The sequence below is a fragment of the Paractinoplanes ovalisporus genome (assembly GCF_016834655.1).
GTDB lineage: Bacteria > Actinomycetota > Actinomycetes > Mycobacteriales > Micromonosporaceae > Actinoplanes > Actinoplanes ovalisporus.
In genome coordinates, this window is record NZ_JAENHP010000010.1 from 135512 (window position 1) to 160989 (window position 25478).

The 25478-nt window shown below is 72.0% G+C and carries 21 protein-coding genes; 12 read left to right on the top strand and 9 right to left on the bottom strand.

Annotated elements, in window-relative coordinates:
* Positions 1 to 61: 61 nt before the first annotated feature.
* On the bottom strand, positions 62 to 1996 hold the full coding sequence (locus tag JIG36_RS28110; protein WP_203379412.1) for a sensor histidine kinase: 1935 nt from the start codon (positions 1994 to 1996) through the stop codon (positions 62 to 64).
* A 240-nt stretch (positions 1997 to 2236) separates the two neighbouring features.
* Between JIG36_RS28110 and JIG36_RS28115 the strand changes: the two genes are divergently transcribed.
* A complete protein-coding gene (locus tag JIG36_RS28115; RefSeq protein ID WP_203379413.1) occupies positions 2237 to 3205 on the top strand; it encodes an AraC family transcriptional regulator in 969 nt (322 codons plus the stop codon).
* 70 nt (positions 3206 to 3275) lie between these two features.
* A complete protein-coding gene (locus tag JIG36_RS28120; protein WP_203379414.1) occupies positions 3276 to 5378 on the top strand; it encodes a sensor histidine kinase in 2103 nt (700 codons plus the stop codon).
* Here the strand turns inward: JIG36_RS28120 and JIG36_RS28125 are convergent.
* Positions 5308 to 6237 (bottom strand): EamA family transporter, encoded by a 930-nt coding sequence (locus tag JIG36_RS28125; protein WP_203379415.1) that lies wholly within the window; start codon positions 6235 to 6237, stop codon positions 5308 to 5310. The genes JIG36_RS28120 and JIG36_RS28125 overlap by 71 nt on opposite strands.
* A gap of 82 nt (positions 6238 to 6319) precedes the next feature.
* Here JIG36_RS28125 and JIG36_RS28130 point away from each other — a divergent pair, with 82 nt between their 5' ends.
* From JIG36_RS28130 to JIG36_RS28145, 4 genes are all read left to right on the top strand, one after another.
* Positions 6320 to 7165 (top strand): LysR family transcriptional regulator, encoded by an 846-nt coding sequence (locus tag JIG36_RS28130; protein ID WP_203379416.1) that lies wholly within the window; start codon positions 6320 to 6322, stop codon positions 7163 to 7165.
* Between the two features lie 174 nt (positions 7166 to 7339).
* Positions 7340 to 7975 carry a hypothetical protein gene (locus tag JIG36_RS28135; RefSeq protein WP_203379417.1) on the top strand — a complete coding sequence of 212 codons (636 nt, stop codon included), beginning with the start codon at positions 7340 to 7342 and terminating at the stop codon, positions 7973 to 7975.
* Between the two features lie 32 nt (positions 7976 to 8007).
* Positions 8008 to 8361, top strand: a complete 354-nt coding sequence (locus JIG36_RS28140; protein ID WP_203379418.1) for a GntR family transcriptional regulator — start codon at positions 8008 to 8010, stop codon at positions 8359 to 8361.
* Entirely contained in the window at positions 8358 to 9269 is a 912-nt protein-coding gene (locus tag JIG36_RS28145; protein ID WP_203379419.1) for an SdpI family protein, read from the top strand. Before JIG36_RS28140 ends, JIG36_RS28145 begins: the two co-directional genes overlap by 4 nt.
* Before the next feature lie 7 nt (positions 9270 to 9276).
* Here JIG36_RS28145 and JIG36_RS28150 read toward each other — a convergent pair whose 3' ends face one another.
* A complete protein-coding gene (locus tag JIG36_RS28150) occupies positions 9277 to 10770 on the bottom strand; it encodes an alpha/beta hydrolase (protein WP_203379420.1) in 1494 nt (497 codons plus the stop codon).
* Between the two features lie 236 nt (positions 10771 to 11006).
* Between JIG36_RS28150 and JIG36_RS28155 the strand changes: the two genes are divergently transcribed.
* Positions 11007 to 11195, top strand: coding sequence for a hypothetical protein (locus JIG36_RS28155; RefSeq protein ID WP_203379421.1), 189 nt, complete (start codon positions 11007 to 11009; stop codon positions 11193 to 11195).
* Here JIG36_RS28155 and JIG36_RS28160 read toward each other — a convergent pair.
* From JIG36_RS28160 to JIG36_RS28170, 3 genes are all read right to left on the bottom strand, one after another.
* A complete protein-coding gene (locus JIG36_RS28160; protein WP_203379422.1) occupies positions 11185 to 12630 on the bottom strand; it encodes a tetratricopeptide repeat protein in 1446 nt (481 codons plus the stop codon). The two genes, JIG36_RS28155 and JIG36_RS28160, sit on opposite strands and share 11 nt — an antisense overlap.
* Before the next feature lie 114 nt (positions 12631 to 12744).
* Complete coding sequence (locus JIG36_RS28165) at positions 12745 to 13215, bottom strand: hypothetical protein (RefSeq protein ID WP_236048367.1); 471 nt, start codon at positions 13213 to 13215, stop codon at positions 12745 to 12747.
* Positions 13216 to 13395: 180 nt separating this feature from the next.
* On the bottom strand, positions 13396 to 14394 hold the full coding sequence (locus JIG36_RS28170; RefSeq protein WP_203379424.1) for an AraC family transcriptional regulator: 999 nt from the start codon (positions 14392 to 14394) through the stop codon (positions 13396 to 13398).
* Between the two features lie 40 nt (positions 14395 to 14434).
* Here JIG36_RS28170 and JIG36_RS28175 point away from each other — a divergent pair, with 40 nt between their 5' ends.
* Positions 14435 to 15169 (top strand): SDR family oxidoreductase, encoded by a 735-nt coding sequence (locus JIG36_RS28175; protein ID WP_203379425.1) that lies wholly within the window; start codon positions 14435 to 14437, stop codon positions 15167 to 15169.
* Positions 15170 to 15209: 40 nt separating this feature from the next.
* Here the strand turns inward: JIG36_RS28175 and JIG36_RS28180 are convergent, their stop codons facing one another.
* Positions 15210 to 17030: an SCO2524 family protein gene (locus JIG36_RS28180; RefSeq protein ID WP_203379426.1), complete on the bottom strand. Its 1821-nt coding sequence runs from the start codon at positions 17028 to 17030 to the stop codon at positions 15210 to 15212.
* A complete protein-coding gene (locus JIG36_RS28185; RefSeq protein WP_203379427.1) occupies positions 17008 to 21495 on the bottom strand; it encodes an AAA family ATPase in 4488 nt (1495 codons plus the stop codon). The genes JIG36_RS28180 and JIG36_RS28185 overlap by 23 nt, the downstream gene beginning before the upstream one ends.
* Before the next feature lie 69 nt (positions 21496 to 21564).
* On the opposite strand from JIG36_RS28185, the gene JIG36_RS28190 reads away from it, so the two are divergent.
* Positions 21565 to 22416: a hypothetical protein gene (locus JIG36_RS28190; protein ID WP_203379428.1), complete on the top strand. Its 852-nt coding sequence runs from the start codon at positions 21565 to 21567 to the stop codon at positions 22414 to 22416.
* On the opposite strand, the gene JIG36_RS28195 is transcribed toward JIG36_RS28190, so the two are convergent.
* The gene (locus JIG36_RS28195; protein WP_203379429.1) at positions 22371 to 22727 is read right to left on the bottom strand and encodes a hypothetical protein; all 357 of its coding nucleotides are present in this window, start codon (positions 22725 to 22727) and stop codon (positions 22371 to 22373) included. The genes JIG36_RS28190 and JIG36_RS28195 overlap by 46 nt on opposite strands.
* Before the next feature lie 125 nt (positions 22728 to 22852).
* Here JIG36_RS28195 and JIG36_RS28200 point away from each other — a divergent pair, with 125 nt between their 5' ends.
* The 3 genes from JIG36_RS28200 to JIG36_RS28210 are packed head-to-tail and all read left to right on the top strand — an operon-like array spanning position 22853 to position 25478.
* A complete protein-coding gene (locus JIG36_RS28200; protein ID WP_203379430.1) occupies positions 22853 to 23512 on the top strand; it encodes a response regulator transcription factor in 660 nt (219 codons plus the stop codon).
* Positions 23509 to 24585 carry a sensor histidine kinase gene (locus JIG36_RS28205; RefSeq protein WP_203379431.1) on the top strand — a complete coding sequence of 359 codons (1077 nt, stop codon included), beginning with the start codon at positions 23509 to 23511 and terminating at the stop codon, positions 24583 to 24585. Before JIG36_RS28200 ends, JIG36_RS28205 begins: the two co-directional genes overlap by 4 nt.
* Positions 24586 to 24644: 59 nt before the next feature.
* Positions 24645 to 25478: a hypothetical protein gene (locus JIG36_RS28210; protein ID WP_203379432.1), complete on the top strand. Its 834-nt coding sequence runs from the start codon at positions 24645 to 24647 to the stop codon at positions 25476 to 25478.

Consider the following 25478-nt stretch of genomic DNA (forward strand, 5'->3'; position numbering starts at 1 on the left):
TGGCCGCCGACCGGAGGCCACCCCAGGGGGCTGTCCGGGTTCGGCCGGCGTCGTCCTCTGCTCAGACGTGCTCCGATCGGTGGCCGGCCCGGGCGAGCATTCCGACGAGCCGGGACTGATTCGAGCGTTTCGGCGGGGCGGTCTGCGGTGCCGCCTCGCCGCCTGCGCCCGCCACCGCCTCGGGGAGGGTGACCGTCGCGCGGGTGCCTCCCTGATCAGCGGGACCAAGGGTGACCAGGATGCCGTGCTGGGCGGCCAGGGTCGCGACCACGAACAGGCCGAGGCGGGCGCTGTCGGCCGGGTCGAAGTCCTGGGGGACGGCCAGCCGGCGGTTCGTCTGCTCGAGCGCGGTGGCGGACATCCCGATCCCGTGGTCCTCGATCTCGACCACGATCCCGTCCGGACCGGGCCGGGTCGACACGTGGACCGAGGTGTCCGGCGCCGAGAACGTGACCGCGTTCGCCAGCAGCTCACCGATCACATGGCCGAGGTCACCGACGGCGTGTTCGGGCACCTCGGCGTCCACCGCCGGTTCGATCGCGATGCGTTCGGCCTGTTCCATCTCGCCCGCCACCCGGCTGAGCAGGGCGGTCAGCGAGTCGGCGCCGAGCCCGCGCCGGCTCCGGGCCGAGCCGGCCAGGATCACCAGGTGCTCGGCGTGCCGGCGCATCCGGACGGCCAGGCGGTAGGCGCGGGCGTCGGCGCCTTCGGCCGGCCCGAGCGCCTCGATCTGGCGGTCCAGCAGCGACTGGTTGCGGCGGGCGATGTTGACCAGGACCTTGTTCATGTCGTACCGCATGGCCGCTTCCGCGGCGGCCGCCTCCACCGCGCTGCGGTGCACGTCGGTCAGGGCGGCGCCCACCTCCGCGATCTCGTCGTCGCCGAGGCGCAGGCGCGTCGCCGCGTCGGCCACGCCGTGGCCCGTCTCCCACTTCGACACCGATCCCAGGCTGGTCGCCGCGGACCGGAGCAGCGACAGCCGCCGGACGACCGAGCCGCCGATACGCACGGCCATGATCAGCGACACCACGATCGCGATCAGACCGAGCAGGCCGGACACGCCGAAGCGGATCAGGATGCCGTCGCGGGCGTCCTTGGCGAACGCGACGGCGTGGTCGTAGCCGTCCGCCATGAAGGCGAACAACTGACTCACGGCCAGGTTCGACGTCGCCCGCCAGGTCGCCCGGCTCATTCCCACCGGCTCACCGGCCCGGCCCTGATCCATGATCTGGTCCTCGGCGGCCCGCAGAGCCGTGAACGCGTCACCGCTGAGCATGTTCTTGAACAGTGCCTGATCGGGGCCCGGCAGGGCCGTGCCGGCGATGGGGATCTGGAAACGCAACGCGCCGATGATCTGGATGAGCTGCGCGTATTCGCCGCTGCCGAAGCGCCCGGCCGTGGTGACGCCGGTCAGCAGGGCGTCCTCCTGGTGGAGCAGCTCCCCGGCCCGGCGCATGGCGATCGTCGTGCGCATGACCCGTTCCACCAGCGGGTCGCTGGAGGCGGCGGCCGCGTTCGACACGCTGAACGCGGTCTGGATGATGCTGGTGTAACCGCTGAGCACCGAGATCGAGGTGGCGTCCCGGGCGTCGACTCCGGCCCGCACCCGGGTCAGGGAGGAGAGGCCGGCCGCCATGTCCGCGAAGCGGGCCCGCGTGATCTCGGCCGAGATGTCGCTTCCCTGGAAGCGGCGCGAGAGCTGGCGGAACTGCTCGATCGCGGCGTCGGTGGCCGCCCGCACGGTGCGCAGGACGCCGGCGTCACCGTCGGGCGTGGCCAGGAACTCCACCGACCGGGTGCGCTCGGACTGCAGGGCGGCCACCATCCGGTCGCAGGGCAGGCTCACGTTGTCCCGCGTGTTGTAGGTGTCGCGCAGCGCGGTCGCCTCGGCCAGCGAGGCCCTGACGTCGATCACCCACAGCCCGGTCAGCGCGACGACCGGAACCAGCAGAGCAAGAACGATCTTCGAGCGAATGGACCTCGGTTTTCTTCGCATGTGACCTCATTCGGGCAGATGGCGGGCAAAACTTCCGGAGCAAGGCAGAAACTTTCGGCATCTACTGTGGAAGTACGGCCGGCGACCCGTTCGGGTTGAAACGGGCGGCCTCTTTCCGGTGACATCCGCCGGCATCGACCGGTCGGATTACCCGACTTCGCAATGCGGCCCGTCCGTCGTAAGGTCGCGCGGGAGGAGAAGCGGCGCGCGGGAGGAGACGCCGCGCGGAAGGGGGCTTGCATGTCCGCGTACGAGGTTCCGATCGTCCGCGGCTCCACCGAATCCCGGGACTTCGACGAAGTGCGCGACCTGATCAGCCGGCGCTACGTCAACCACGTGCCGCGACTGACCGGCAGCGGCCACGACTTCGAGTTCCGGTCCCGCGTGATCTCGGCCGGCGATCTGGTCATCGACCGGCCCCGGTACCTGGCCCGGATGAGTTTCCAGACCGAGCCGTTCCCGACGCTGCTGACCTCGTCCGTGCTCTCCGGCCGATACTCCGTGAGCGACGGGCACGTGTCCGGCCAGGCCACCGCCGGCGAGGTCATCCTCTATCCGCCCGGCGCCGCGCTCGATCTGGTGCTGGACCGCAGCGATCAGTATGTGTGCCAGATCCCGATGGAGGCCGTGCTCCGCACCGTCGGCCGGCTCGGGGTCAGCCCGGACAGCTTCCGCTTCGACGCGGTGACACCGATCTCGGCGGCGGCGGGCCGGCGCTGGGCGGACACCATCGTCTACCTGATCCGGATCCTCGCCGCGCCGGGGGAGACCGGCATCCACTCGCTGATGCTGACCAGCCTGATCGAGACCGCGGCGGCCACGGCGGTGACGGTGTTCCCCAACGCCACCATGACCATGAACTACGTCCCCGGTCCCGAGCCGAGCACCCCCGCCGCCGTCCGCCGCGCGGTCGCCTATGTGGACGCGCACGCCGCCGACCCGATCACGCTGGAGGACATCGCCGCCGCGGCCGGGGTCGGGGTGCGCGCCCTGCAGGCCGGCTTCCGGCGTCACCTGGACACCACCCCGATGGCCTACCTGTTCCGGGTGCGGCTCGAGCAGGCGCACCACGCCCTGCAGGCCGCCGATCCGTCCGTCGCCACGGTCGCCACCATCGCCCACCGGTGGGGCTTCACCCACCTGGGCCGGTTCTCGGTGCGCTACCGCAGCGCCTTCGGCCGGCGCCCGAGCGAGACACTGCGCTCCTGAACACGACTGAATACGACCGGGAATGACCCGCGCGCGCTCAGCCGGTGCCGAGCGGTGCCGATGGGGGAGTATGCGGTTTGCGCGCAGCGCGCTGAGCTACTGGCGATCCGCGGTATTGCCGTTGCTGGTGTGGCTGCTGGTGGCGGCGGCCGCGGCCAGCGGCCTGTTGTGGCAGCAGCACGACAGTCGTCAGGCCACGGCCCAGCGGTACGAGTTGCGCGTCGCCCTGATGCGGGACTTCGTCACGACCTACACCGCCGACCTCATCGCGCGCGAGGGCGTGCAGGCGCGCGCGTCGCTGACCGGCGCTACCGTCGGGCGGGCCCAGTTCGCCCAGGCCGTGGCCGGATTCGGCTATCCGGCCGCGGTCCTGCTCGATTCGCGTGGACGCGCGCTGCAGGTGACACCGTCCGACCCGGCAGTGATCGGAACCGACCTCAGCTCCCGGTACGCCCATCTGCGCACCGCCCTGCGGGAGGGCCGGCCGGCCGTGTCTCCGGTCGTGCGGTCGGCGGTGCGCGGCGAGCCGGTCGTCGCGTTCGCGGTGCCGTTCGACTCGATGTCCGGCCGACGTGTCTTCTCCGGCGCGGTGGCCGTTCGCGACAGCCCGCTCTCGGCCTATCTGAGCAGCGCCCTGTCCCTGTCCGGGGCGCAGATCCAACTGGTCGACTCGACCGGCAGCATCGTCGCCGCCAACCGCCGGCTGGACGCCGAGATCCCGACTCTGGCCGGCGAGAACCGGCCCTTGGCGGCGGCCGTGCAGCAGCAGGAGCACGGCCGCTATCAGGCCGGCGGGCAATGGTGGCGTTACGCCTCCGCCCCCATCAAGGGCACGCCGTGGCGGTTGTCCGCGACTGTCAGCGAGAACGTGCTGTTCGCCGCGCAGGCCGACAACGAGATCGCCGGCCGGGCCGCTCTTCTCGGGGCGGCTGCGGTGGGGTTGCTGGTCGTCGCGGCCATCGTCCGCGCCCGGCGCAGCCGTCAGGACCTGGCCACCAGCGAACAACGGTTCCGCAAGGTCTTCGACGACGCCGCGATCGGCATGACCCTGACCGACACCCAGGGCCGGTTCGTGCGCGTCAACCCGGCCGCGTGCCAGTTGTTCGGGCGCACCGAGGACGATCTGATCGGCCGCCACTACAACGACATCACGCACCCCGACGACATCGAGGCGGTCCGGTCCAACGGCCGTGCCTGCCTGCAGCGGCGGGTCGACGGCTTCCGCCTGGAGAAGCGGTACGTGCACGCCGACGGCCACGTCATCGAGGCCTCGACCACCAGTGCCCTGCTGCGCGACCACGACAACGAGCCGACCTTCTTCGCCACCCAGATCGTCGACATGACCGAGCGCCACGCTCTGGAACGCGAGCTCGGGCAGCGCGCCCACCAGCTGCAGCAGGCCAACGCCAACCTGGCCGACTTCATCGCCATGCTCAGCCACGACGTCCAGCAGCCCCTGACCAAGATTGTCGGGCTCGGCGAGCTGCTCCTGGAGGACTGGGACGTCTCGGCCCCGGAGGACAAGCACGACGACGTCACGCGGATCACCGCCGCCGGTCACCGGGCCAGCGAACTGGTCAACGACGTTCTGACGCTGGCCCGCCTGGACGCGGGCGCCATGCGGGCCCGGCCTGCCAGCCTCGATCTGGCCGCCCTGGTGCGGTCGGCGGTCGGCCACCACCAGGCCGGTGACGCCACACCGGTCACGGTGGTCGCCCCGGACCAGATCTGCGGGATGGTCGATCGCAAACTGCTCGAGCTCATCCTGGGCAACCTGCTGGCCAATGCCGTCAAGTACGGCGAGCCGCCGATCGTGGTGACCGTGGCCAACCGCCGCGACCATGTCGAGATCCGGGTCGCCGACCACGGCGAGGGGGTGCCGGAGTCGTTCGTGCCGCACCTGTTCGACCGGTTCGCCCGCGCCGACAGCGGGGTCGCCACCACCACGTCGGGTACCGGGCTCGGCCTCTATCTGGTGCGCCAGCTCGCCCAGGCCAGCGGGCTCGGCATCCGCTACCAGCCGAACGAGCCACGTGGCGCGAACTTCGTGGTCGACGTCCCGCCCGCCCCGGACAGCCCGCCCCGGCCGGCCAGTCCGGGATTCAGCCGGGCCGCCCTGAAGGCGCACGGCATGGACGTGTCGGCGGCCGACGCGGCACACCTTCGCGACTGACCTCCCTCTGACGCGAGGGCTCCGGACGGGCACCGGCCCGGGTCGCGCCCACCCCGGCCGCCACCACCAGCACCATGCCGGCCGCTCCGGCCGCGTCGGGGAACTGGTGCAGGGCGGCCGCACCGATCAGCAGCGCGATCGCCGGCTCCAGCGCCATCAGGGTGCCGAACGCGGCCGTGGTCAACCGGCGCAGGGCGAGCATCTCCAGGCCGTACGCGACCAGCAGCAGCACACCCAGGCCGGCGCCGAGCAGGACGTCGGCCCCGGAGATCGCGCTGATCCGGCCCGGGCCGACGACGAAGGTCGCGGCGAGCGCCGCCACCGGCATCGAGACGGCCAGCCCCTGCAGGCCGTGCAGCTGGTCGCCGACCTTCTGGGTGAGCACGATGTAGGCGCCCCAGCAGACCGCCGCACCCAGCGCGTATCCCACGCCGAGCAGGTCGACCGATCCTCGCCAGGGCGCGGTCAGCAGCACCACGCCGACGCCGGCCAGCACCGGCCACCAGGCCGTACGGCGTCGCCCGCGCAGCACCGCGACCCCGAGCGGGCCGAGGAACTCGATCGCGCTGGCCGTGCCGAGCGGCAACCGGCCGACCGCGGACATGAACAGCACGGTCGCCCCGGCCGTGGCCAGCCCGAGCAGCGCGGCGGCCCGCAGGTTGGCCGCGCCGAAGCTGCGCAGCCGCGGCCGGACCAGCACGATCAGCAGCAGCCCGGCGGCGCACAGCCGCAGCCAGGCCGCGCCCTCAGCGCCGATCCGGTCGATGAGCCCGACCGCGCCGGCGACGCTGAGCTGGACCGTGAGCATCGCCGCGACGGCCATCGAGGTGCCGCTGCGCACGGCGGTGGTGGTGGGCATGCGACCAGTCAACGCCGCCGGATTGTCGGCGTCCACGTGCCGATGCTGGACACAACGTTCGGGATTGCCGAACAATCACCGGGTGGAGACGCGCAGGCTGCGGTTACTCGTCGAGCTGGCCCGGCTCGGGTCGATGCGCGAGGTCGCCGAGGAGATGGGCCTCACCACCTCGACCGTCTCGCAGCAGCTCGCGATCCTGGCCCGCGACGTGGGCGCCGCGCTGATCGAGCCGGACGGCCGCCGCGTGCGGCTCACCCCGGCCGGGCGGCGGCTCGCCGAGCACAGCGTCACCATCCTGGCCGCGGTCGAGGCGGCCCGGCTCGACCTCGACCCCGGCGCCGAACCCACGGGCTCGCTGCGCGTCGCCGGTTTCGCCACCGCGATCCGTCGCTCGCTGCTTCCGGTGCAGGCGCTTCTTTCCGTACGGCATCAGGGTGTGCGCCTGCTGATCAACGAGCACGAGCCGTACGAGGCCTTCGCCCTGCTCGACAAGGACGCCGTGGACCTGGCCCTGGTCTACGACTACAACCTCGCGCCGGCCGCGTTCGAGAGCCGCTATGAGACCCGGCCGCTGTGGACCGTGCCGTGGTCGCTCGCCGTGCCCACCGGGACGACACGTTCGGACGCGTGGGGGACCGACTGGATCGTCAACTCGCGCCACACCGCCGACGAGGAGGTGGTGCGCACGCTGGCCGCGATGAACGGCTGCGAACCGCGCGTGGTGCACCGGTGCGACAGCCTCGAGCTGGTCCAGGACCTGATCGTGGCCGGGCTGGGCGTGGCTCTGTTGCCGGCCGCGATGTCCGTCCGTGACGGGATCGCCCTGCTGCCCCTCACCGAGCCGGAGGTGCACCTGCGGGCGTACGCGGTGAACCGGCGCGGCCGCTCCTCCTGGGCGCCGCTGGCCCTGGTGCTCGACCTGTTGTAGCAGTCCCGCTCGGAAGAAGGACGACCCTGCGGCGTCGACGTCACCTTCGCCGGAGCGCGGCAGGTCGCGCACATCGACCCGTACGGGAAGGTTCGTGTTCTGACCACCCTGCCCGCGCCGGCTGACCCGGCCGCCAGGACTCCGCTGCTCGGTTTTCCGCTGACCACCGGGCTGGTGCGCGACGGCCGCACCTTCTATGTGCTCTATGCGACCGGATCGGCGAAGGAGACCGGTGTGTGGACGTTCACCGAGGGGCGGACGCCGCGCAAGCTGGCCGACCTGCCGGCCGACGGGCTGCCCAACGGGCTCGCCCGGGACAGCCGGACCGGAACCCTCTATGTGACCGACTCGGCCCAGGGCGCCGTCTACGCCGTGACCGCCCGGGGCCGCGTCGAGGTCTTCAGCACCGACGCGGCCCTGGCGTCGACCGGCTTCTTCGGCGTCAACGGGGCCAAGGTCCGCGACGGTCACCTGTACGTCTCGAACCTCGATCGGGGCACCCTGCTGCGTGCGCCGCTGAGCGGCCGCAGGTCGGGGGTCTTCACGACCGTCGCCTCGGGGCTGGCCGGCATCGACGACTTCGACTTCACCGGTCACGGCGAGCAGGTCCTGGCCAGTCTCGTCACTGAGAACAAGGTGGTGCTGGCCGGCGGTGGCCGGCCGACCACCACGGTGCTGACCCCGGCCGACGGTCTGTCCAACCCCACGTCCGTCCTGGTTCACGGCGGCCATGCGTACGTGCCGAGCGCCGCCTACACCACGCAGAAGGACCCCAACCTGCTCGTCGCCCGTCTCGGGGGTCGCTTCTGACCCGCGCTTGATTGTTATAGTAGAATGCAAACATGTTGTTCCGGGTGGACGTCGCGGCGGCCGAACCTCTGGCCGATCAGATCGCCGCGCAGGTGCGAGGGGGCATCCTGCGGGGCGATCTCGCGCCGGGTGAGCGTCTGCCGGCCGCCCGCGAGCTGGCCGACGTGCTCGACGTCAACCTGCACACGGTGCTGCGGGCCTACGCCAAGCTGCGCGACGAGGAACTGATCGAGCTGCGGCGCGGCCGGGGCGCGGTGATCCGGGCCGACGCCGACGCGGCCCGTCTGCGGCTGGTCGAGCTGGCCCGCCAGTTCGTCGGCGAGGCGCGCCGGCAGGGTCTGGCCGACGCGGAAATGCTTGCGATAGTGAGGGAGGCACAGCCATGAACCGACCGAGGACTCTGGCCGCGATCGTCCTGACCTGGCTTCCGGCCGCGGTCACCGCGGCCACGTGGGCGAGCTGGTCCGACCGGCTGCCCGGCCGGATGGCCACGCACTGGAGCGGCACCGGACCGGCCGACGGCTTCAGCTCGTCGAGCGGCTTCGGCGCGGCGATGCTCATCACCGGTGTGGTGGCCGGCGTCGCCGGCATCGTGGCCGCCGGGCGAGCCGGGCAGCGCTTCTGGCTGGGCCTGGCCGGGGCGGTGGCCGGCAGCACGGCCGGCATCTGGGTGTGCACCGCCACCGCGACCCTGGACAACCCGGCCGATCCGCGACTGGGCTGGCGCCTGCTCTACTTCGTGGCCGGGCTGGCCTGGGGTGCCGTCGTCGCGCTGGCGGCCGGGCCGTCGCCGGCCGGGGTGCAGCCGCCACCCGAGACCGTCGCCCCGCTCGACCTGGCGCCGACCGAGCGCGCCGCCTGGAGCACCACCCTGCGCGCCCCGGCGCTGCTGGCCTCGATGGCGGTGGCCGCGATTGTGGTCGTGGTCGTGGCCGCCGTCGGTCAGGCCCCGATCTGGCCGGTCGTCGTCGTGCCGCTGGCGGCCGCGCTGGTCTTCGGCCGTGTGCGGGTCACCGCCGACCGGCGCGGCCTGCGGCTGACGGCCGGCCTGCTCAACCTGCCGTTCAAGACCATCCCCCTGGCCGAGATCACCGGGGTCGAGGCGACCGAGATCGAGCCGCTCGAATGGGGCGGCTGGGGCTACCGCGTCACCCCGGGCCGGGCCGCGCTGGTGCTGCGCCGCGGGCCCGGCCTGGTCGTCCACCAGAGCAACGGGCGTCGTTTCGCCGTCACCCTGGACGATCCCCGTACGCCGGGCGCGCTGCTCTCCGCGCTACTCGCCCGGTCCGCGTAGCGGTCGGTCAACCGCGGCGGCAGGTTGTGTCCCGGGCCGGCATCACGCCGTCGACCAGGTACGACGTGGTGAGGTTGAGCGCGCACGCGTTACCGCTCAGGACGTAGACGCCGTGCCCGCTCTCCTCGGCGGTCACCAGCCGGGAACGCTGGTCGAACTTCTCGCGCAGGAGCTTGCCACCCGCGTACGGGGTGACCGGGTCGTGCCGGTTCTGCAGGATCAGCACGTTGCGCGGGCCGTCGTCGTTGATCGCCACCGGCGGCTCGGCGGGCTCGTGCTTCCAATAGGCGCAGGGCAGGATGTTGGCGGCGGCGGGGCCGTAGAGCGGGTAGCGCTTCCGGTCCTCGGCGACGCCGCGGCGGTAGGTCTCGACATCCTCCGGCCAGTCGGAGTCGTTGCAGGTGACGGCCAGGAACACGGTCAGGTTGTTGTCGCCCGGATTCGGCGCGGGGGCCGACTCCGGTGCGGGCGCCGGCGGCTCACCGGGGGTCAGCCACTCCTGCCACTTGCGGGCCACACCGCCGTACGACGTCTCGCTGTAGAGCCCCACGAAGACGTACGCCCGGAAGATGGCCCCGGTGGTGCCGTCGGCGGCCGGAGTCTGGTCGAGCCGGGCGCCGGTCTCCAGGTAGGTGCGGCGAACCTCCTGCGCCGTACGGCCGAGACCGTACGAGCTGTGCCGCGCGGCCACCCACCGGGCGAAGTCGACGAACGTCTCCTCCATGCCCTGCCCATATCGGCGCATGCCCTCGTAGTCGAGGTAGGTGTCGCCGACGTTGCTGTCGAGCACGACCCGGTCGGTGGTGTCCGGGAACATCGACACGTACGCCGCACCCAGGGCCGAGCCGTAGGAGGCCCCGTAGAAGCCGGCCTTCGTCTCGCCGAGCGCGGCCCGGATCCGGTCCAGGTCACGGGCGGTGTTCGCGGTCGTCAGGTGCCGCAGCCGCGCGTCGGTCGTAGCGCACCGGTCGGCGATCCCCTCGGCGATCTTCGCCTGTGCCGACACCGACGCGTCGTCACCCGCGTACGGCGGAATGTTGCCGTAGTAGGGGTCGGTGGCGAGGAAGCCGCAGCTCATCCGGGTGGAGTGACCGACGCCGCGGGTGTCCATGCCGATCAGGTCGTAGGCGTCCAGGACGCTGTTCGGCAGCCCCTTGGAGGCCAGGAACGCGGGCTGGTCCAGCCCGGTGCCGCCCGGCCCGCCCGGGTTGAACATCAGCACACCGCGCCGCTTCTCCGGCCTGGTGCTGGCCAGCCGCGAGACCATCAGCTCGATCTGCGGGCCGTCGGGATCGGCGTAGTCCAGCGGAACCGGGAGCTTCGCGCACTGCACGAGCCCGGCCATGATCGGCGGGATCGCGACGTCGGACGGGCACGCCTCGAAGGTCATGGCCGCCTTCGGCTTCTCGCCCGGTTCCTCGGCTATCGCCGGCACCACCGCCACCAGCACACCGGCCAGCCCGAGAGCACCGACCAGAGCGGCACTGCGTTTCCGAATCACTGCCGGCCTCCATGTCTGTTGATTCATCGGCTGTCTTCATCGGACCGGGTGCCCCAAGGGCAGGGTCAACCGACAGCCCGCGGCGCCGGTGGGCGATGTTTAGAGATGGCCGGCCTCTTTTGCGAGGGCTCGGGGCGCCGTCCGGGCGGAATGGAGTCCCGGAACTCATTGCGAGATGAATGTCACAGGGGCGCGGAATTGGACTGTGCCCTCGGGGCATGGTGTCGACTTACCGGATGCTGACGAAGACCGGTTGGAGCACGCGCGAGCTGGCCGACCGGGCCGCGGCGGGCGAGGACGTGGGCGTATGGGCGGTCGTCTTCCAGGGCATTCTCGAGCTGCACAACCCGGCCCAGATCGACGTCATCAAGCGGATGTACGCCCTCTATCCGCCGCCGGGGAGCGGCGGCCTGGTCAGCGCGTGACGACCGTCTGGAACTGCCGGCGGACGTCGCTGTTGCTGACCTTGACGTCCATGTGCCGCGGCGGCCCCAGGTCGGCGCCCAGCGTCGACCGGTAGGTGATCGTGGAGGGGCAGCTGGAACCGCCGAACTGCAGGGCCCGGTTCGACACCAGCCGGCCGGTGCGGATCTCGTACGCCCGCACCCGCACCGCCACCTTGTGGAAGGTCACCGAATAGCGCCGGCCCAGGCCGAACCGGCTGCGGTAGGAACAGGTGTCGACGGCCGCCCCGCGGGTGTCGGGGCCGACGCAGACGACCAGCACCGCGCCGGTGACATCGGTGGCCTTCCACGAACTCGGCAACTTGCCGACCTGCGTGCTGTTGCCGAAGAACAGCGCCTTGTTGGTGCCCTTGCTGACCGGCCGGGCCAGCCGGTACTTCGCGGGATTGCCGCAGTACGCCGGCTGACCCCCGCTGCCGCCCTGCAGCCGCTTGCGGACCTCGGCCAGCTCGATGGCGGTGTCCGCCTTCTCGATGCCGGCCTGCGCCTGGGCCCGGCCCGGATCGTCCGGGTAGCGCTTCAGCAGCAGCTGATAGGTCGTGCGCGCATCCTGCCAGCGATTGCCGGCCAGGTAGGAGTCGGCGCAACCGGTGAGCGCCGCGGGTTCCAGCTCGGGGACGACACCGGCCGAGCGGTCGAGGGTGTTGCCGCTCGCCGGTCGCTTGGTCAGCCAGTCGGTGATCTTCAGCGTGCCGCACGGCTCGGGGCCCGGCAGCGCGGCGAGGAATCCGTCGAGAGTGGAGTCGACCATCTTCTCGTGGCCCGGCCGCTCGGTCAGCACGGTGCCGAGGGCCGCGAAGCCACGGTTGAGTTCTGTCGGGCTGCCGGCCAGCGCGGTGGTGAGGGTGGCGCCCGCGTCTCGCAACTGCCGGCACGCCTGCACGGTCGCGTCGCCGCGCACGGCCAGGGGAGCGTTGGCGATGCGGAGACCGAACCAGACCTTGTCCAGATTCTCCATCGCGTACGTGCAATCGCCGCTCTGCCGTGCGTCGGTGACGGTCTGCCCGATCTTGTTGGCGTCGGCCCGCAACAGGCCGAGACCCAGCAGCACGGGCAGGGCGAAACAGACCGCCACGATCCGCTGCCTGACCTTGGCCCGGGTGTCGACGGCCCCGCCCGCCAGCAGGTAACCGTGCACGATCATCACCAGCCACCAGCACACCACGACGACCTCGATCGTCGTGGTGTGCACGCGCGGCACGGCGAACACGAGCAGCGCGACGGTGACGAGCAGGCTGAGAAAGGCGAGGCCGCCGCGCCGCAGCATCAGGTAGCCGATGCTCAGCAGCGAGGCGTTGGCCACGGCGACCGCCAGACGGTCGGCGGTCCTCCGTGGAGCCGGCGGCGGCTGAAATGGCGGTGGCTGTGGCGTCCAGACCGGCATCGGCTCACTCATGACATCCCCCGAAGTCATCGACCGTGTTCGCACAGTAGTCAATCGATGCCACTGCGCGACAGGTCGATTCGTTCGATGGACCCCGGCGGAGCGAGCTGGTTCAATGCCGGCTGGTCAGAGTCCCAGCGTCACCCCCAGGTCGACGCCGTTGGCGCCGCCCCGGGCCTGGGTGCGGAACGCGTTGGGGATGGTCGCGCCGAAGCACACCGACCAGGAGTGCGCCGCGACCCCCGAGGACCGGCAGGTCCAGCGGTCGATGAACGGACCACCCTGGTTGGACAGGTCGACCGCGGCCTGCACCGAGAACAGGCTGGAGCGGTTGTTGCGCACGATCACGGCGCCCTGCACGTTCGAGGTGTCGGGATAGGGCGTCCGGATGACGCAGACCTGGGCCAGGATGTCGGTCGTGACCGTCTTGGTCGAGGCGCAGAGCCACGTGGACGGGCTGGAAGTGATCGGGTTGGTGTTGCCGTACGGGCGCCAGTTGCCGGTCGCGGCGGCGGCCGGGCCCGCGGTCAGCAGGGTCAGTCCGAGAACGCCGGTGGCGACGGCCGTGATCGACGCGGCCAGTTTCTTCAGTTTCACAGTCAGCTCCCCCATCGCTGATCATCGATGCGGCGACCGTACCACCGGGTCCGGTGTTGACTCTGCCCCGAAGGCACGCGGGCGCACCTCTGCCGCGACGGCCGGCAGGCGGCCAGGTCGGTGCTCCCCGCCGGCGGTCGGCGCCGCGGTGGCCGGCACCGAGCGGGCGTTGCGCCTGCGCTACAGCTTCTGGCTCGACGACGGCTGACGCGCGGCGTCGCGGAACTGCCGGGGCGAGGCGCCGTTCACGCGGCGGAAAGCGGTGCCGAAGGCGCTCTCCGACTCGTAGCCGACGGCGAAGGCCAGTTCCGAGATCGACCGGGTGTTGCGGCGCAGGGCGTCGCGGGCCAGGCTCATCCGCCACTGGATCAGATAGTCCAGCGGGGTGGTCCCGATCTGCTCGCGGAACGCCGCGGCGAACGACGAGCGGGACATGTGGCTGATGCCGGCCAGTTCCTGCAGCGTCCATCGGCGGGCCACGTCGGTGTGCATGGCCCGCAGCGCGGCGCCGATGCCGTCGTCGGCGAGGGCCCCGAGCCAGCCGGTGGGGCGGTCGGTGCGCTCGGCGTGCGCGCGCAGCACCTGGACGAACAGGATCTGCACGAGGTGGTCGAGCACGAGCGAGCGCCCGGCGGCGTTGCTCTGCACCTCGGCGTTGAGCAGGCTGGTCACCTGGGAAAGCCCGTGAATGCGCGGATCGTCGGCCGCGACGTGCACCAGGGTCGGCAGGATGTCGACGAGCAGGGAGGCGTTCGACTCGTCGAAGCGGAAATGCCCACCGCACACGTACGCGATCTCGTCGGCTTCGGGCCCGATGCGCACCACGCCGTCCATCGCCGAGGCCCACAGCTCGCACGCGGGCCGCGCTTCCGTCGCCAGGTCGTCGGCCAGCACGTACGACGGTGGGTCGACCAGCATGAAGAAGTCGCCCTCGCGCAGCTTGACGGGTTCGTGCCCGTCCAGGGCCAGCCAGCACTCGCCCTGCACCAGGCCACCGATCTTCACGTGCGGGAACGCGTCGAACCGTACGGCCCACGACCGCGTCGCGCGCAGCCCCGGATCGACGACGGTGACCGGTCGCAGGAGACCGATGACACCGGCGATCGGATCGCTGAAGCCCAGCGAGGCGCGGTCGAGCTCGGCTGCGCTGGACGATGCGTACAGAAGATCGGACTCCACGTTATGGATCGTATCCGGGTCCGGCGCAACGATGGATCTCATGAGCGCTACCAAGCCCACCGCCCTGATCACGGGGGCCAACAAGGGCATCGGCTATGAGACCGCGCGGCAGCTCGCGCAGCAGGGCTACACCGTCTGGCTGGGGTGCCGCGACCGCGACCGTGGCGAAACCGCGGCGGCCGAGCTGTCCCCGGAGGGCGATGTGCGGTTCGTTCCGCTCGACGTCACGGACGACGACAGCGTACGGGCCGCCGCCGCCCACATCGGCGACACGACCGGCGCCGTCGACGTTCTGGTCAACAACGCGGGAATCGCGATCGGGGGAGAGGAGGGACCGCCCAGCACGGTGAGCCCGGACACGATCCGGCGCACGATGGAGGTCAACTACTTCGGGGCGCTGCGCGTCATCCAGGAGTTCCTGCCGCTCGTACGGAAAGCACCGGCCGGACGCATCGTCAACGTGAGCAGTTCGATGGGATCGGCCGGCTTGCGCGTTGCTCCCGGCGACCCGCTGGCCCCGTACGGGATGGCCTACGCCTACTCCTCCTCGAAGACCTTCCTGAACACGCTCACCGGCTGGTTCGCGGCCGAGCTCAGGGACACGCCGATCGTCGTCAACTCGGTGTGCCCGGGCTTCAACGCCACCGACATGAACGGCCACACCGGAACCCAGCCCCCGTCCGAGGGCGCCAAGGTCGTGGTGCAGGCGGCCACCATGCCGCCCGACGGCCCGAACGGCACCTTCTTCGACGCCGGCGGCCTCGTGCCCTGGTGACCTGGTGACCTCCGCCGTCGGCCGGCACGAGCGCGACCGGTCAGAACTGCTCGTCAACCGTCCTCGCGACCTCCAGCCGGTGCAGTAGCGAGAGGGCGTCGGTTGCCAGGGCGATCGCGGTGGCCGGCCGCCGGTCCGCCAAGGTGGACGCTTCGGCCAGACTGCGGGCTATCCTGGCGACTTCCTGTTCGATCGTCTGGCCCCGGTTCGCGTAGGTCCACGCGTGGCCCAGCAGGACCTCCGCCTCCTCGATCATCTCCAGCGCCTGGTTCTGCAACCCGGCCGACGGGCGGGGCGTTTCGGCGGCCGTCTGCATCGCCTCGACCAGGGCGTGCACCACCGCGTAGGTGAAGCTCCAGGAGGCCCCCTCGTACAACCTGTTCACGTGACCGAACGCGCCCGCCGGCTGGTCCCAGAGGCCCGTGTGCAGGCCGTCGGTGATGCGGCGGGCGGCCAGGTGACGCCACACCCGCTGGATGAGATCGCCCATCTCGCGTCGCTGTTCGCCGCTGACGCTGCTGGACTCGCCCAGCCGCGCCGACATGGCGATCGAGGCGGACAGCAGCAGTGGGCTGTAGTCCGCCGCGAGCCACGCCGCGTCGATCCCGTCGTCGGCGTAGAGCCGGAACAGCTCGCCCGGCTCGTGGCGCGATACGGCCTGGTCGTCCGCGGTCGCGCGGCTGGTGACCCGTCCACGGCCGGCGAGGTCGGCCAGTAGCTGGGCCAGTCGGGTCAGTTCGCTTCCGGAGAGAAGCCCGCTGCCTGTGACGATATGGGCCAGCACTACCGAGAGCAGGTCCGACTCTTCGCCGTCGACCATCTGCCAGGGGAGATCCTCGATCGGCCAGCGGCCGGAGCCCAGGGTCGCGACCGTCGTCCAGTACGCCCGGGCGATCTCCCAGCGCAGCTGCACAGACTGCGACAGCCGCAGTTGCTCGGCGCTGAGCAGGCCCAGCACGCGAGTTCGTTCGGATACCAGGTCGGCGACGGCGCGGACCACGGTGGCCGTGTGGTAGAGGTGCGGCCGTTCCTCCGCCAGCCCGTTGCGCGGTTGTGCGACCTCCGCCGAAGTGTCGACGAGCGGGGCGTTCTGGACGATGCCCCAGCTCCATCCGCACTCGAAGAGGACATTGTCGCGGTCCACGCCGGTGGTCTCACCCGAGCCGATGGTCACGTCGTCGCGCAGCCGGCTGACGATCTGGCGCAGGCTCGTCCGGAACTCGCTGACGACCTGCCGGGACGGAACGCCCTTCTCCCGATTGAGCATCGCCATGAGGCGTTCCGCCTCGCGGGTGCCGGGCTCCAGGGCCCGCACGGCGAAGCTGCGCAGCAGCCCGATCATCGCGGCCGTCAGCCGGGTCGAGGCCAGCGATTCGACCTCCCGGATCTCCTGCTGACGGTCGGCGCGCCGGACGCTGAACCCCAGCACCCGAAGGAAGCCGATCGCTGCCAGGCAGAGCGAGATCGAGGCGGCGTACGAAGGGACGACGTCGGCCGAGCGCAACTGATCGTCCACGTCCTTGCCGCGGAGGTGGGACGGCGCCGAGAAGACCGGCCGGCCGTCGGCGCCGGTGTAGCGCTCCAGATAGGACCGGATGTAGCCGACCAGGGCGATCGGAATCATGATCTCGTCGCCCAGCGCGGCCAGCGATCGCGCCACGTCCCGCCGTGTCTGATCCGGCCGGTCGAGGATGAACATCGACGCCTCGGTCGCCGGTCGCAGGATGCAGAGCAGCTGGTGTGCATCGGTGAGTGAGTCGGATGCTTCCCGCCCGCCCCAGTACATCTCCCGGCCGTCCACGGCGGACCGGCTGATCGCCGTCCACACGGCAAGGACCTCACTGTCGGCTCGGGTCAGCATCCGTTGCACTCCCTTCCGGCGGGCCGTCCGGCCCGAGCACTATGACGTCGCTGCCGATCCCGGCGGCGACCGACCCGTCCGGCGCGAGGGCCAGCGGCCCGATCACGTCGGGAAGCTCCATCGCCCGCCTCCGTCCGCGGTCGAGATCCAGCGTCAGCAGGGTCCGCTCGCGCGTGGCGATCAGCAGCGCACCACCGTCGGGCCCGCGCCCGGTCGCCCGGTGCGTCGGGGCCGGCCCGGGGTATCGGTGCCGCAGCCCGCCGGTGGCCAGGTTCCACACGGCCAGGCCGCCGTCGTCCAGCACGGCGACCGGTGACCCGTCGCCCGAGCCGGTCACCGTGACCAGCCGCCCGGTCCGCAGTGCGGAGAGCTCGCTGCGGTGCAGATCGCCCCCGGCCAGGTAGGCCAGGGACGGAGTCCGAGAGGGATAGCGCGCCTCGACGACGGTGGCGATCGTGCTGTCGCCGGTGCGGACCGCCGCGCCCTCGAACCACGCGTCCGCGCCGTCCGGCACCGGCGGCTTGCCGTCGCCGGGCAGCGCCCACGCGCGCAGCCAGCCGTCCCGGCGCCAGAGGACGATCACATCGACGCCGTCCGGCCGCCGAGCCGTGCGCACCGGAGAATCCGGGTGCAGGTAGCCGCTGATGCGGTGCCGCAGCTCGCCGTCGCGCAGCGACCACAGTTCGGCCGTACGATCGCGTCGGGTCACCACGAGCAGGGGCGGCTCATCCAGGGGGTAGGTCACGGCGACGTCGGCGATCGGGCTGCGGCCGGGAGAACTCCAGCGGCGACCGGTCCCGCCGGTGAGGTCGTAGGCGGCCAGCCCGCCGTCGTCGCCGACCACGACGGCCAGGTCGGTGCCGTTCTCGTCCCGGCCGCAGACGATCCGCTGGACGGCCGTCTCCGCCGAGTCGAGGACCGTCGGCCGGCCGTCCCGCGCGTCCCACAGCCGGATCTCGCGCTCCTCGTCGGCCGACACCACCGTCCTGCCGTCCGGTGAGAACGCCACGAGGCCGACCCGGCTGCGGTGGGCCGGACGGTCGCGGCGGCCTTGGTAGTTCAGGTCCCACACCCGCGCGGTGCCGTCGGAACCGGCCGTCACGGCCACGGCGGCCAGGGCGGCGACCGCACGCACCTCCCCGGTGTGCCCGCCGAGGATGGCCCGGATCTGCCCGGTGGACAGTTCGATGATGTGGGCCCGGCCGTTGTCGGTGGCACTGATCACCACCCGGCTGCCGTCGGCGAGCCACGTGGAGCCCAGGGCGACGATCGCGTCGCCCCCGGTCCTGACCTCGGTGTTCCGTGGCTGGTGGGGAGCCATGTTCCAGAGGCGTACGGTTCCGTCGCGCCCGCCCGAGGCGATCGTCCATTCATCGACCGCCACGAGCGCGAGCACCGCGCCGGTGTGGCCGGTGAGCGGACGCGGGCCCGCGATCTCCCCGTCCGACCACACCTCGACCACACCGGAGATGCCGGCCGCCGCGACCAGGCGGCCTCCGGTGGGATCGGTGATCGACGACAGTGCCCGCAGCCGCTCCCCGGCGGCGAAACACCGTTCGACTTCGCCGGTCGCCACGTCGTAGATGTTGACCGCGTCGTTGACCGCGGCGAAGACTCCTCGCGCGTCGCCGTCCAGGGCCACGACCGGCCCGTAGCCGGTTGACGGGGTGGCCCAGCGGCTTTCGTCGGCCAGGTTGTGCGCCGAGACCGTCCCGTCGAGCGCGCCGGTCACCACGAAGTCTGTTCCGTCATCCGTCCGGACGTGCGCCACCGCGGTCAGCACCGCCCCGTTCGACGGGAAATGCCGGAGCACGGTCCCGGTTCCCGCGTCCCAGACCACGCAGCCCTCGGTGGCGGCCGTGATCAGCACGTCGGCGCCGTCGGCCAGCCGTGCCGCCGTCAGCGCGGCGATCGGCCCGCTCCCGGCGTCCATCGTGATCACCAGAGATCCGTCGGTCAGACGCCACATCCGCGCGGCGCCGTCCGAACCTCCGGTGTACGCCACGGCGGTCCCGTCGGCCAGCGTCGCGCAGGCCACCGCCCGCACCGCTCCCGTGTGCCCGACCAGCACGTGCCGGAGATGCGGGTTGAGGCCGCCCCCGGTCGCCCAGACCGGCCGGCGGCCGGGCGGCGCCTCGGCGGTGTCGCGGGGCGCGGCCAGCCGGGCGGCCAGATCTCCGTCGCCGTAGCGGACGGCGTTGACCAGCAGGATGTCCCGGCGCGCGCCCGGCTCGCCGGGAAAGTCGAGGAGCCGCTGGTACGACGACCGGTAGACGTCCGCGTCGCCCACCTCGTGCAGGTGGCGGATCAGCGCGGCCGGGTCGGCGTGCACCAGGTGGTCGGCGTCGACGAGCAGCTCGGCCAGCCGGCCGGCCGCGGCGGCGTGGTCGCCGGCGTGCCGTTCCAGGTAGGGCGGGGCGAGACCGGCCCACCGCACGGGCCGCCCCGAGTCGTTCAGCAGGGCGGCCAGCACCGTGCGCCAGGCCCCGGCCGGCGCTCCCGCACGCAGATGGTCGATGAGGCTCTGGTGGAACAGCCGGTAGAGGGTGGTCGCGTCGGTGTCGACGTCGCGGCGCAGATAGAACCGGGCACCGTCGAGCGCTGCCGCCACATCGGCATCGGACGGCGGGCCCAGTGACGACGGCGCCAGCACCGCGGCCACGCACCGCACCAGTCGCCGCGGCAGGCCGTTGCCGAAGCTGTGCGCCAGCGCGGCCAGCACCGGGTACCGCCACGGGTCGTCGGCCGATGCGAGGTCGATCCGCAGCACCGAAGGCAGATCGAGCGGCACCTCGCCGCCCCGCCGCCGGGCCTCGGAGACGTCGCCCGGCACCGGCTGCCGGGCCAGATGGTTCACGAAGATGTGCGCGACCAGGAAGGCGCCCCAGCGTTGCCCGTCGGGCTTCTCGGGCGCGGTGGCCAGCCGCTCGGCGACGACGTCGGCGATCGCGTCGGCCAGCTCGGCCCCGGCCGGCGAGTCGTAGGCGGCGTGCACCCGCAGCAGGTCACGGGCATAGCCGTGCAGGGCCTCGGCCAGCAACGCCGGCGGTTCGTCGTCGAGGTCGACCACGGCCGCCGACGCGAGCGCCCGGTCGCGCAGCCGGTCCAGCGCCGGCCAGAGCACGCCGCTGCGCGAGCCGATCAGGATCCGGCAGGCGGGGCCGCCGTCCTCCCGGCGGGCGTCGACCAGGTCGAGCAACAGCGCGGCCAGCGCCGCCGGGTTCAGCGCCTCGTCCACCGCGTCGACCACCAGCACCGGCGGGGCCGGCAGGTCGCGCACGGCGGTGGCGAACCGCGCGCCGGTCCACGGGCCGGTCTCCGCGGGCAGCGCCAGCTGCTCGGCGGCCTGCCCGAGCAGTGCTGACACGCTCAGCTCGCGGGCGTGCACGGCGACCAGATCCGCGATCACCGGTGGCAGGTCGTCGCGGCGGCCCCACCACAGGCCGCGGGTGGCCGCGCTCAGCGCCGGATGCGCCGCGCACACCACCATGCCGAGCACCGCCGACTTGCCCGAGCCGGGCGCGCCGGTGACGAACTGCAGGCCGGTCGCCGAGCCGTCGGCGAGCCAGGCCGAGAGCGTACGGAGCTGGGCGCCCCGCCCGCGGAACAGCCCGCCGTCGGTCGAACCGTCGCCGGTGGCCCGGCCCGAGGCACGCGACATGAAGTGCCGGGCGTCGAACACCTCGGCCAGCCGTACGGCGAAATCGCGTAGCCCGGTCGGCACGCCGTCGGTCACCGCCCGCCGATAGGCCGGGTTGGGAAAGAACGGCGGCCAGCTGATCGTGGCCGAGATGTCGGTGCGGGTGGCCGCGACGATCTGCTCGAACCCGCCGTCGCCCAGCCGGTGCACCTCCCGGCTGATCGCCTGCGCCACGGTCGGCAGCGGCACGAACGGCAGTGACGTGTGGATGTCGAGCGCGCCCAGATCGGCCAACACCGTCGCGGCGGCCCGGGTGAACCGGCCGTCGAAGCCGGGGCGGTGCGGCAGCGCACCGGCGATCACCCAGGCCCGGCGCCGCTCGTCGGCGATCTCGGCCTGCCACGGCTGCCGGGCCGCGAGCCCGGCGCCGCAGACGTCGACCAGGAAGAGGACCCAGGGGCCGCCCGTCTCGGGAAGGCCGGCCGCATAAGGATCCTCGAGCTCGTCGGCCCCGGTCGCCTCGGTCAGCCACGACGAGAGGCTGGTGCGGGCGCCGGCGGTGCCGTCGGCGTCGACCACCAGCACCGTTCCGGCGCGCTCCTGCCCGTGGCTGAGCACGTGCACGATCAGGACGTCACCGGGGCCGAGACCGGCGATCGCGGCGGCCACCCGGTCACCCAGCGGACCCCCGCCGCCGACCATGTCGTAGCCGGCCGAAGCCAGGGCGGACACCAGGGACTCCCGGCGCGCGCCGGCGAACGGAAGGTCAGCGAACCGGGAGCCGGCGAAGGTGCTCACCGCGATGCTCAGAGCCCGCCGACGCATGCAGCCATTGTGCAGGCCGGCCGTCGGCGTGCCATCCGCCGTCAGGGTGGTCGTGTGAGGATGGACCGCATGACCGTGCGCCTGCTCGCCGTCCACGGAATCTGGAACCACCGGCCGCGACTGAGCACGGCGGAGGCCGAGGCGGAGATCTGCCGCGTCTGGCAGGCCGGCCTCGGTGATCGGTCCGACGTGGAGCTCGCGGCCGTCTACTATGCGCCGCTGCTGCGTGTGCCGGCCCGGCAGGACGGCGACGACGGGCTGGACGCGCTGCCGCCCGAGTGCCGCGACTGGTTGGCGGACTGGGCCGGGCAGCTGGGCGCGCTGCCGGCGACGGTGCCGCAGGCGAGCTGGAGCATTCCGGCGCGGGCCCTGGCCGACCGGATGGCCGACCACGCGGGTCTGAGCCGCGCCGTGGTGCGACCGCTGGTCTTCACGTTCCTCACCGAGGTCCGCGGATACTTCTCCGACGGCCCACGGTCAGCGGTGACCGAGCTGGTCGTCGAAGCGATCCGGCGGCACCGGCCGGATGTGGTGCTGGCCCACTCGCTCGGCTCGGTGGTCGCGTACGAGGCGCTGCACGCTCTCCCCGATCAACGGGTCGGCCTGCTGGCGACGATGGGGTCGCCGCTCGGCCTGGCGAACATTGTCTTCGATCGGCTGCGGCCGGCCCCGCGTGACGGGCGCGGCGCGCGGCCGCCCGGGGTGGTGCGGTGGGTCAACATCGCCGACCCGGGCGACATCGTGGCCATCCCACGGCCGTTCACCCGGCGCTTCGACCCGGACGAGAACTGGGACGACGCGCACATCCACCGGTTCGACTTCCACACCGTGCCGCGTTATCTGGCCTCGCCCCGCATCGGGCAGGCGATCACCGATCAGCTCTCCGGCGGTTCCTCGGACGGGCTGGTGGTCGCCAGATAGACGTCGATGCCGATCCGGGTGAGCAGCGTGGCCAGCACCAGCAACGCGCCGGCGCTGAGCACCGTGCGCAACGGCACGCTGTCGGGCAGGGCGCCGGCGAGCACCAGCAGGGAGAGGGCGGTGCTGCCCACCGCCACCACGACCACGAGCAGGGTGTACGCCCGTACGCGCGGTTTGCTCCAGAAAATCACGTCGTGGCGCAGTCGCCGGGGCTGGTCGCGCAGCCGCTTGAGATAACCGGAATCGAACATCATCGCCAGCAGCAGGACCGGGAGCACCTGCGCGAGCGTCGTGTAGAAGTCTCGGTTCACGCCGACGACATTGGCAGAACCGGGCGAACGAGGGCTAGCGCCAGCGCCTGTCTCCGCGGGACCTTATCGATTCCTTATGCCTCGGCTGCGAAAGTTGCGGACCATGGCATGAGGGGGTTCCAGGGGTGCGGGTTCTGGTGGCGGACGACGAGCGGATTCTGGCCGACACGGTGGCCGACGGGCTGCGGGACTTCGCGATGGCCGTCGACGTGGTCTATGCCGGGGACGCCGCCCTGGAACGGGTCACCGTCAACCGCTATGACGTGGCCGTGCTCGATCGGGACATGCCGGGCGCCACCGGGGACGAGGTGTGCCGGGAGATCATCGCGGCCGGGCTCGACACCCGGGTCCTGCTGCTCACGGCGGCGGCCGGGATCCGGGACCGGGTTGAGGGGCTCGGGTTGGGGGCGGACGACTATCTGGTCAAGCCGTTCGCCTTCGCCGAACTGGTCGCGCGGGTGCAGGCACTCGGGCGCCGGGCCAACGCCGTACGGAATCCGGTGTTGGAAAGCGACGGAATTGTGCTCGACGAATCGCGGCACACCGCCTCGCGGGACGGGCTGACGTTGCGCCTTTCGCCGAAGGAATTCGCTGTGCTGCGGGTGCTTCTGCGGGCGGAAGGCGCGGTGGTCAGCGCCGAGGATCTGCTCGAACAGGTGTGGGACGAGCACACGGATCCGTTCACCAACGCCGTCCGGGTCACGGTGATGACGCTGCGCAAGAAGCTCGGTGATCCGCCGGTCATTCACACCATTCCCCGTACGGGATATCGGCTCGGCGCATGACGCTGCGCTCTCCCCGGTGGCGGGCCGGGCTGATCTGCGTCCTGATGCTGCTCGCCGGAATGCTCACCGTGGGCGCCGCGGAACAGGCGGCGTCGCTGTGGCGGAGCCTGCTCGACGCCGGCTGCATCCTGCCCTCGGGCCGCACCTCGACCACCCTGATCTGCCGCCGGATGTATGAGCCGGTGGACACCCGGGACACCTTCGTGGTCATCTACCTGGCGGTCGTGCTCGTGGCCGGGATTGCGCTGCTCAACTGGGCGGTCCGGCCGATCCGTGACCTCGCGGGTCAGCTCGACGCCCTCGGCCCGCAGAACTTCGCCTATCGCGTACGGAGTTCACGTCGCCGGGGTGAGATGGCCGAGCTGGCCGGCGCGGTCAACGGCATGATCAGCCGGGTCGCGGTCGGTTACGAGTCGCAACGCCGGTTCGCCGCCGACGCCTCCCACGAACTGCGCACCCCGCTGGCCGTGCAGCGCACGCTCATCGAGGTCAGCCTGGCCCGCAACCCCAGCCCGGAGAAGCTGCGCGTGGTGGCCGAGCAGCTTCTCGAGACCAATGAGCGCAACGTACGGCTGATCGAGGCCCTGCTCGTGCTGAGCGAGAGTGAACGCGGGCTCGCATCGCAGAGCGCCCTGCGGCTGGACACGATCGTGGCCGCGGTGGTGTCCGAGCACCGGAGCGCGGCGGCCGAAGCCTCGGTGACCGTCACCACGCAGCTTGCGCCGCGGGTCGTGATCGGCGAGCAGGTGCTGCTCGAACGCCTCGTCACCAACCTCGTCCAGAACGCGATCAAGTACAACCGGCCCGGCGGCACCGTGCACGTCGGGGTCGGCGACGATCCGGCGCTGGTCGTGGCGAACACCGGCGACGACGTGCCGGCCGAGTCGGTGGCGGGGCTGTTCGAGCCGTTCCACCGCCTGAACGGCGTCCGGATCGACCACAGCGGCGGCGTCGGGCTGGGCCTGACCATCGCCCGCGCGATCGTGCACGCGCACGACGGCACCATCGCGGCCACCTCCACCGGGCACGACGGGCTGCGGGTCGCGGTGATGATGCCGTACGAAATCGGATAAGGAAGTTGTAAGGACGAGGCTTACGGTCGCCGAATCCCGCTTCTCCGATAGTTCTCGGCATGCGACGACTCATGTGGATTCCCGCCGCCGTGCTCACGACCGGGCTGCTGCTCACCGGCTGCGGCTCCTCGACCGGGGAGAGCACCACCACGGGCCAGGCCGGCACCAGCACGGCGACGGACGACGCCACCAAACGGCAGAACGCCGAGAAGGAGATCGCCGACTGCATGAAGGCGAAGGGCTTCCAGTACGAGGTCCCGCCGCCCCTGGCCGGCAACGCGCCCGCCGGCGACTTCTCGGGAACCTCCAGCCTGCTCAAGACCGACGACGAGCTGCGCGAGTTCCGCAAGAAGTACGGCTTCGGGATCTTCGCCCAGCTCGTCTGGCCGGACGACCCCATGGTCAAGGAACCGGAGTCGGCCCCGAACCCCAACAACGCGATCCGGTCCGCGCTTGACCCGGCCCGGCAGAAGGCCTACGACGCCGCCCTGGGCGAGGACTCCCAGGACGACGGGTGCGCCACCGCCGCCTACATGAAGCACTTCGGCACCACCGACCCCTCGTCGGCCGAGAACAAGCAGGCCAAGCGCGCCTACGAGAAGTACCGGACCGACGCCGAGGTCGTGAAGGCCGCCCGTCAGTACGCCGACTGCCTGACCGGCCAGGGCTACAAGGTCGCCTCGGCCGAGCCGGGCCGGGTCGAGAACGGCGTGTACGACTCGATCGTCGACCCGCTGCAGGACGGCGGCGACGTCACCGTGGCGCAGGCCCGCAAGCAGCTGCCCCGCGAGGTCGAGGCCGCGCTGGCCGATCTGGACTGCCGGGGCGCGTACGCCGAGATCACCCGTACCCGGTACGCCGCGGTCGCCACCCGGGGCGGCGGGGAAGGCTGA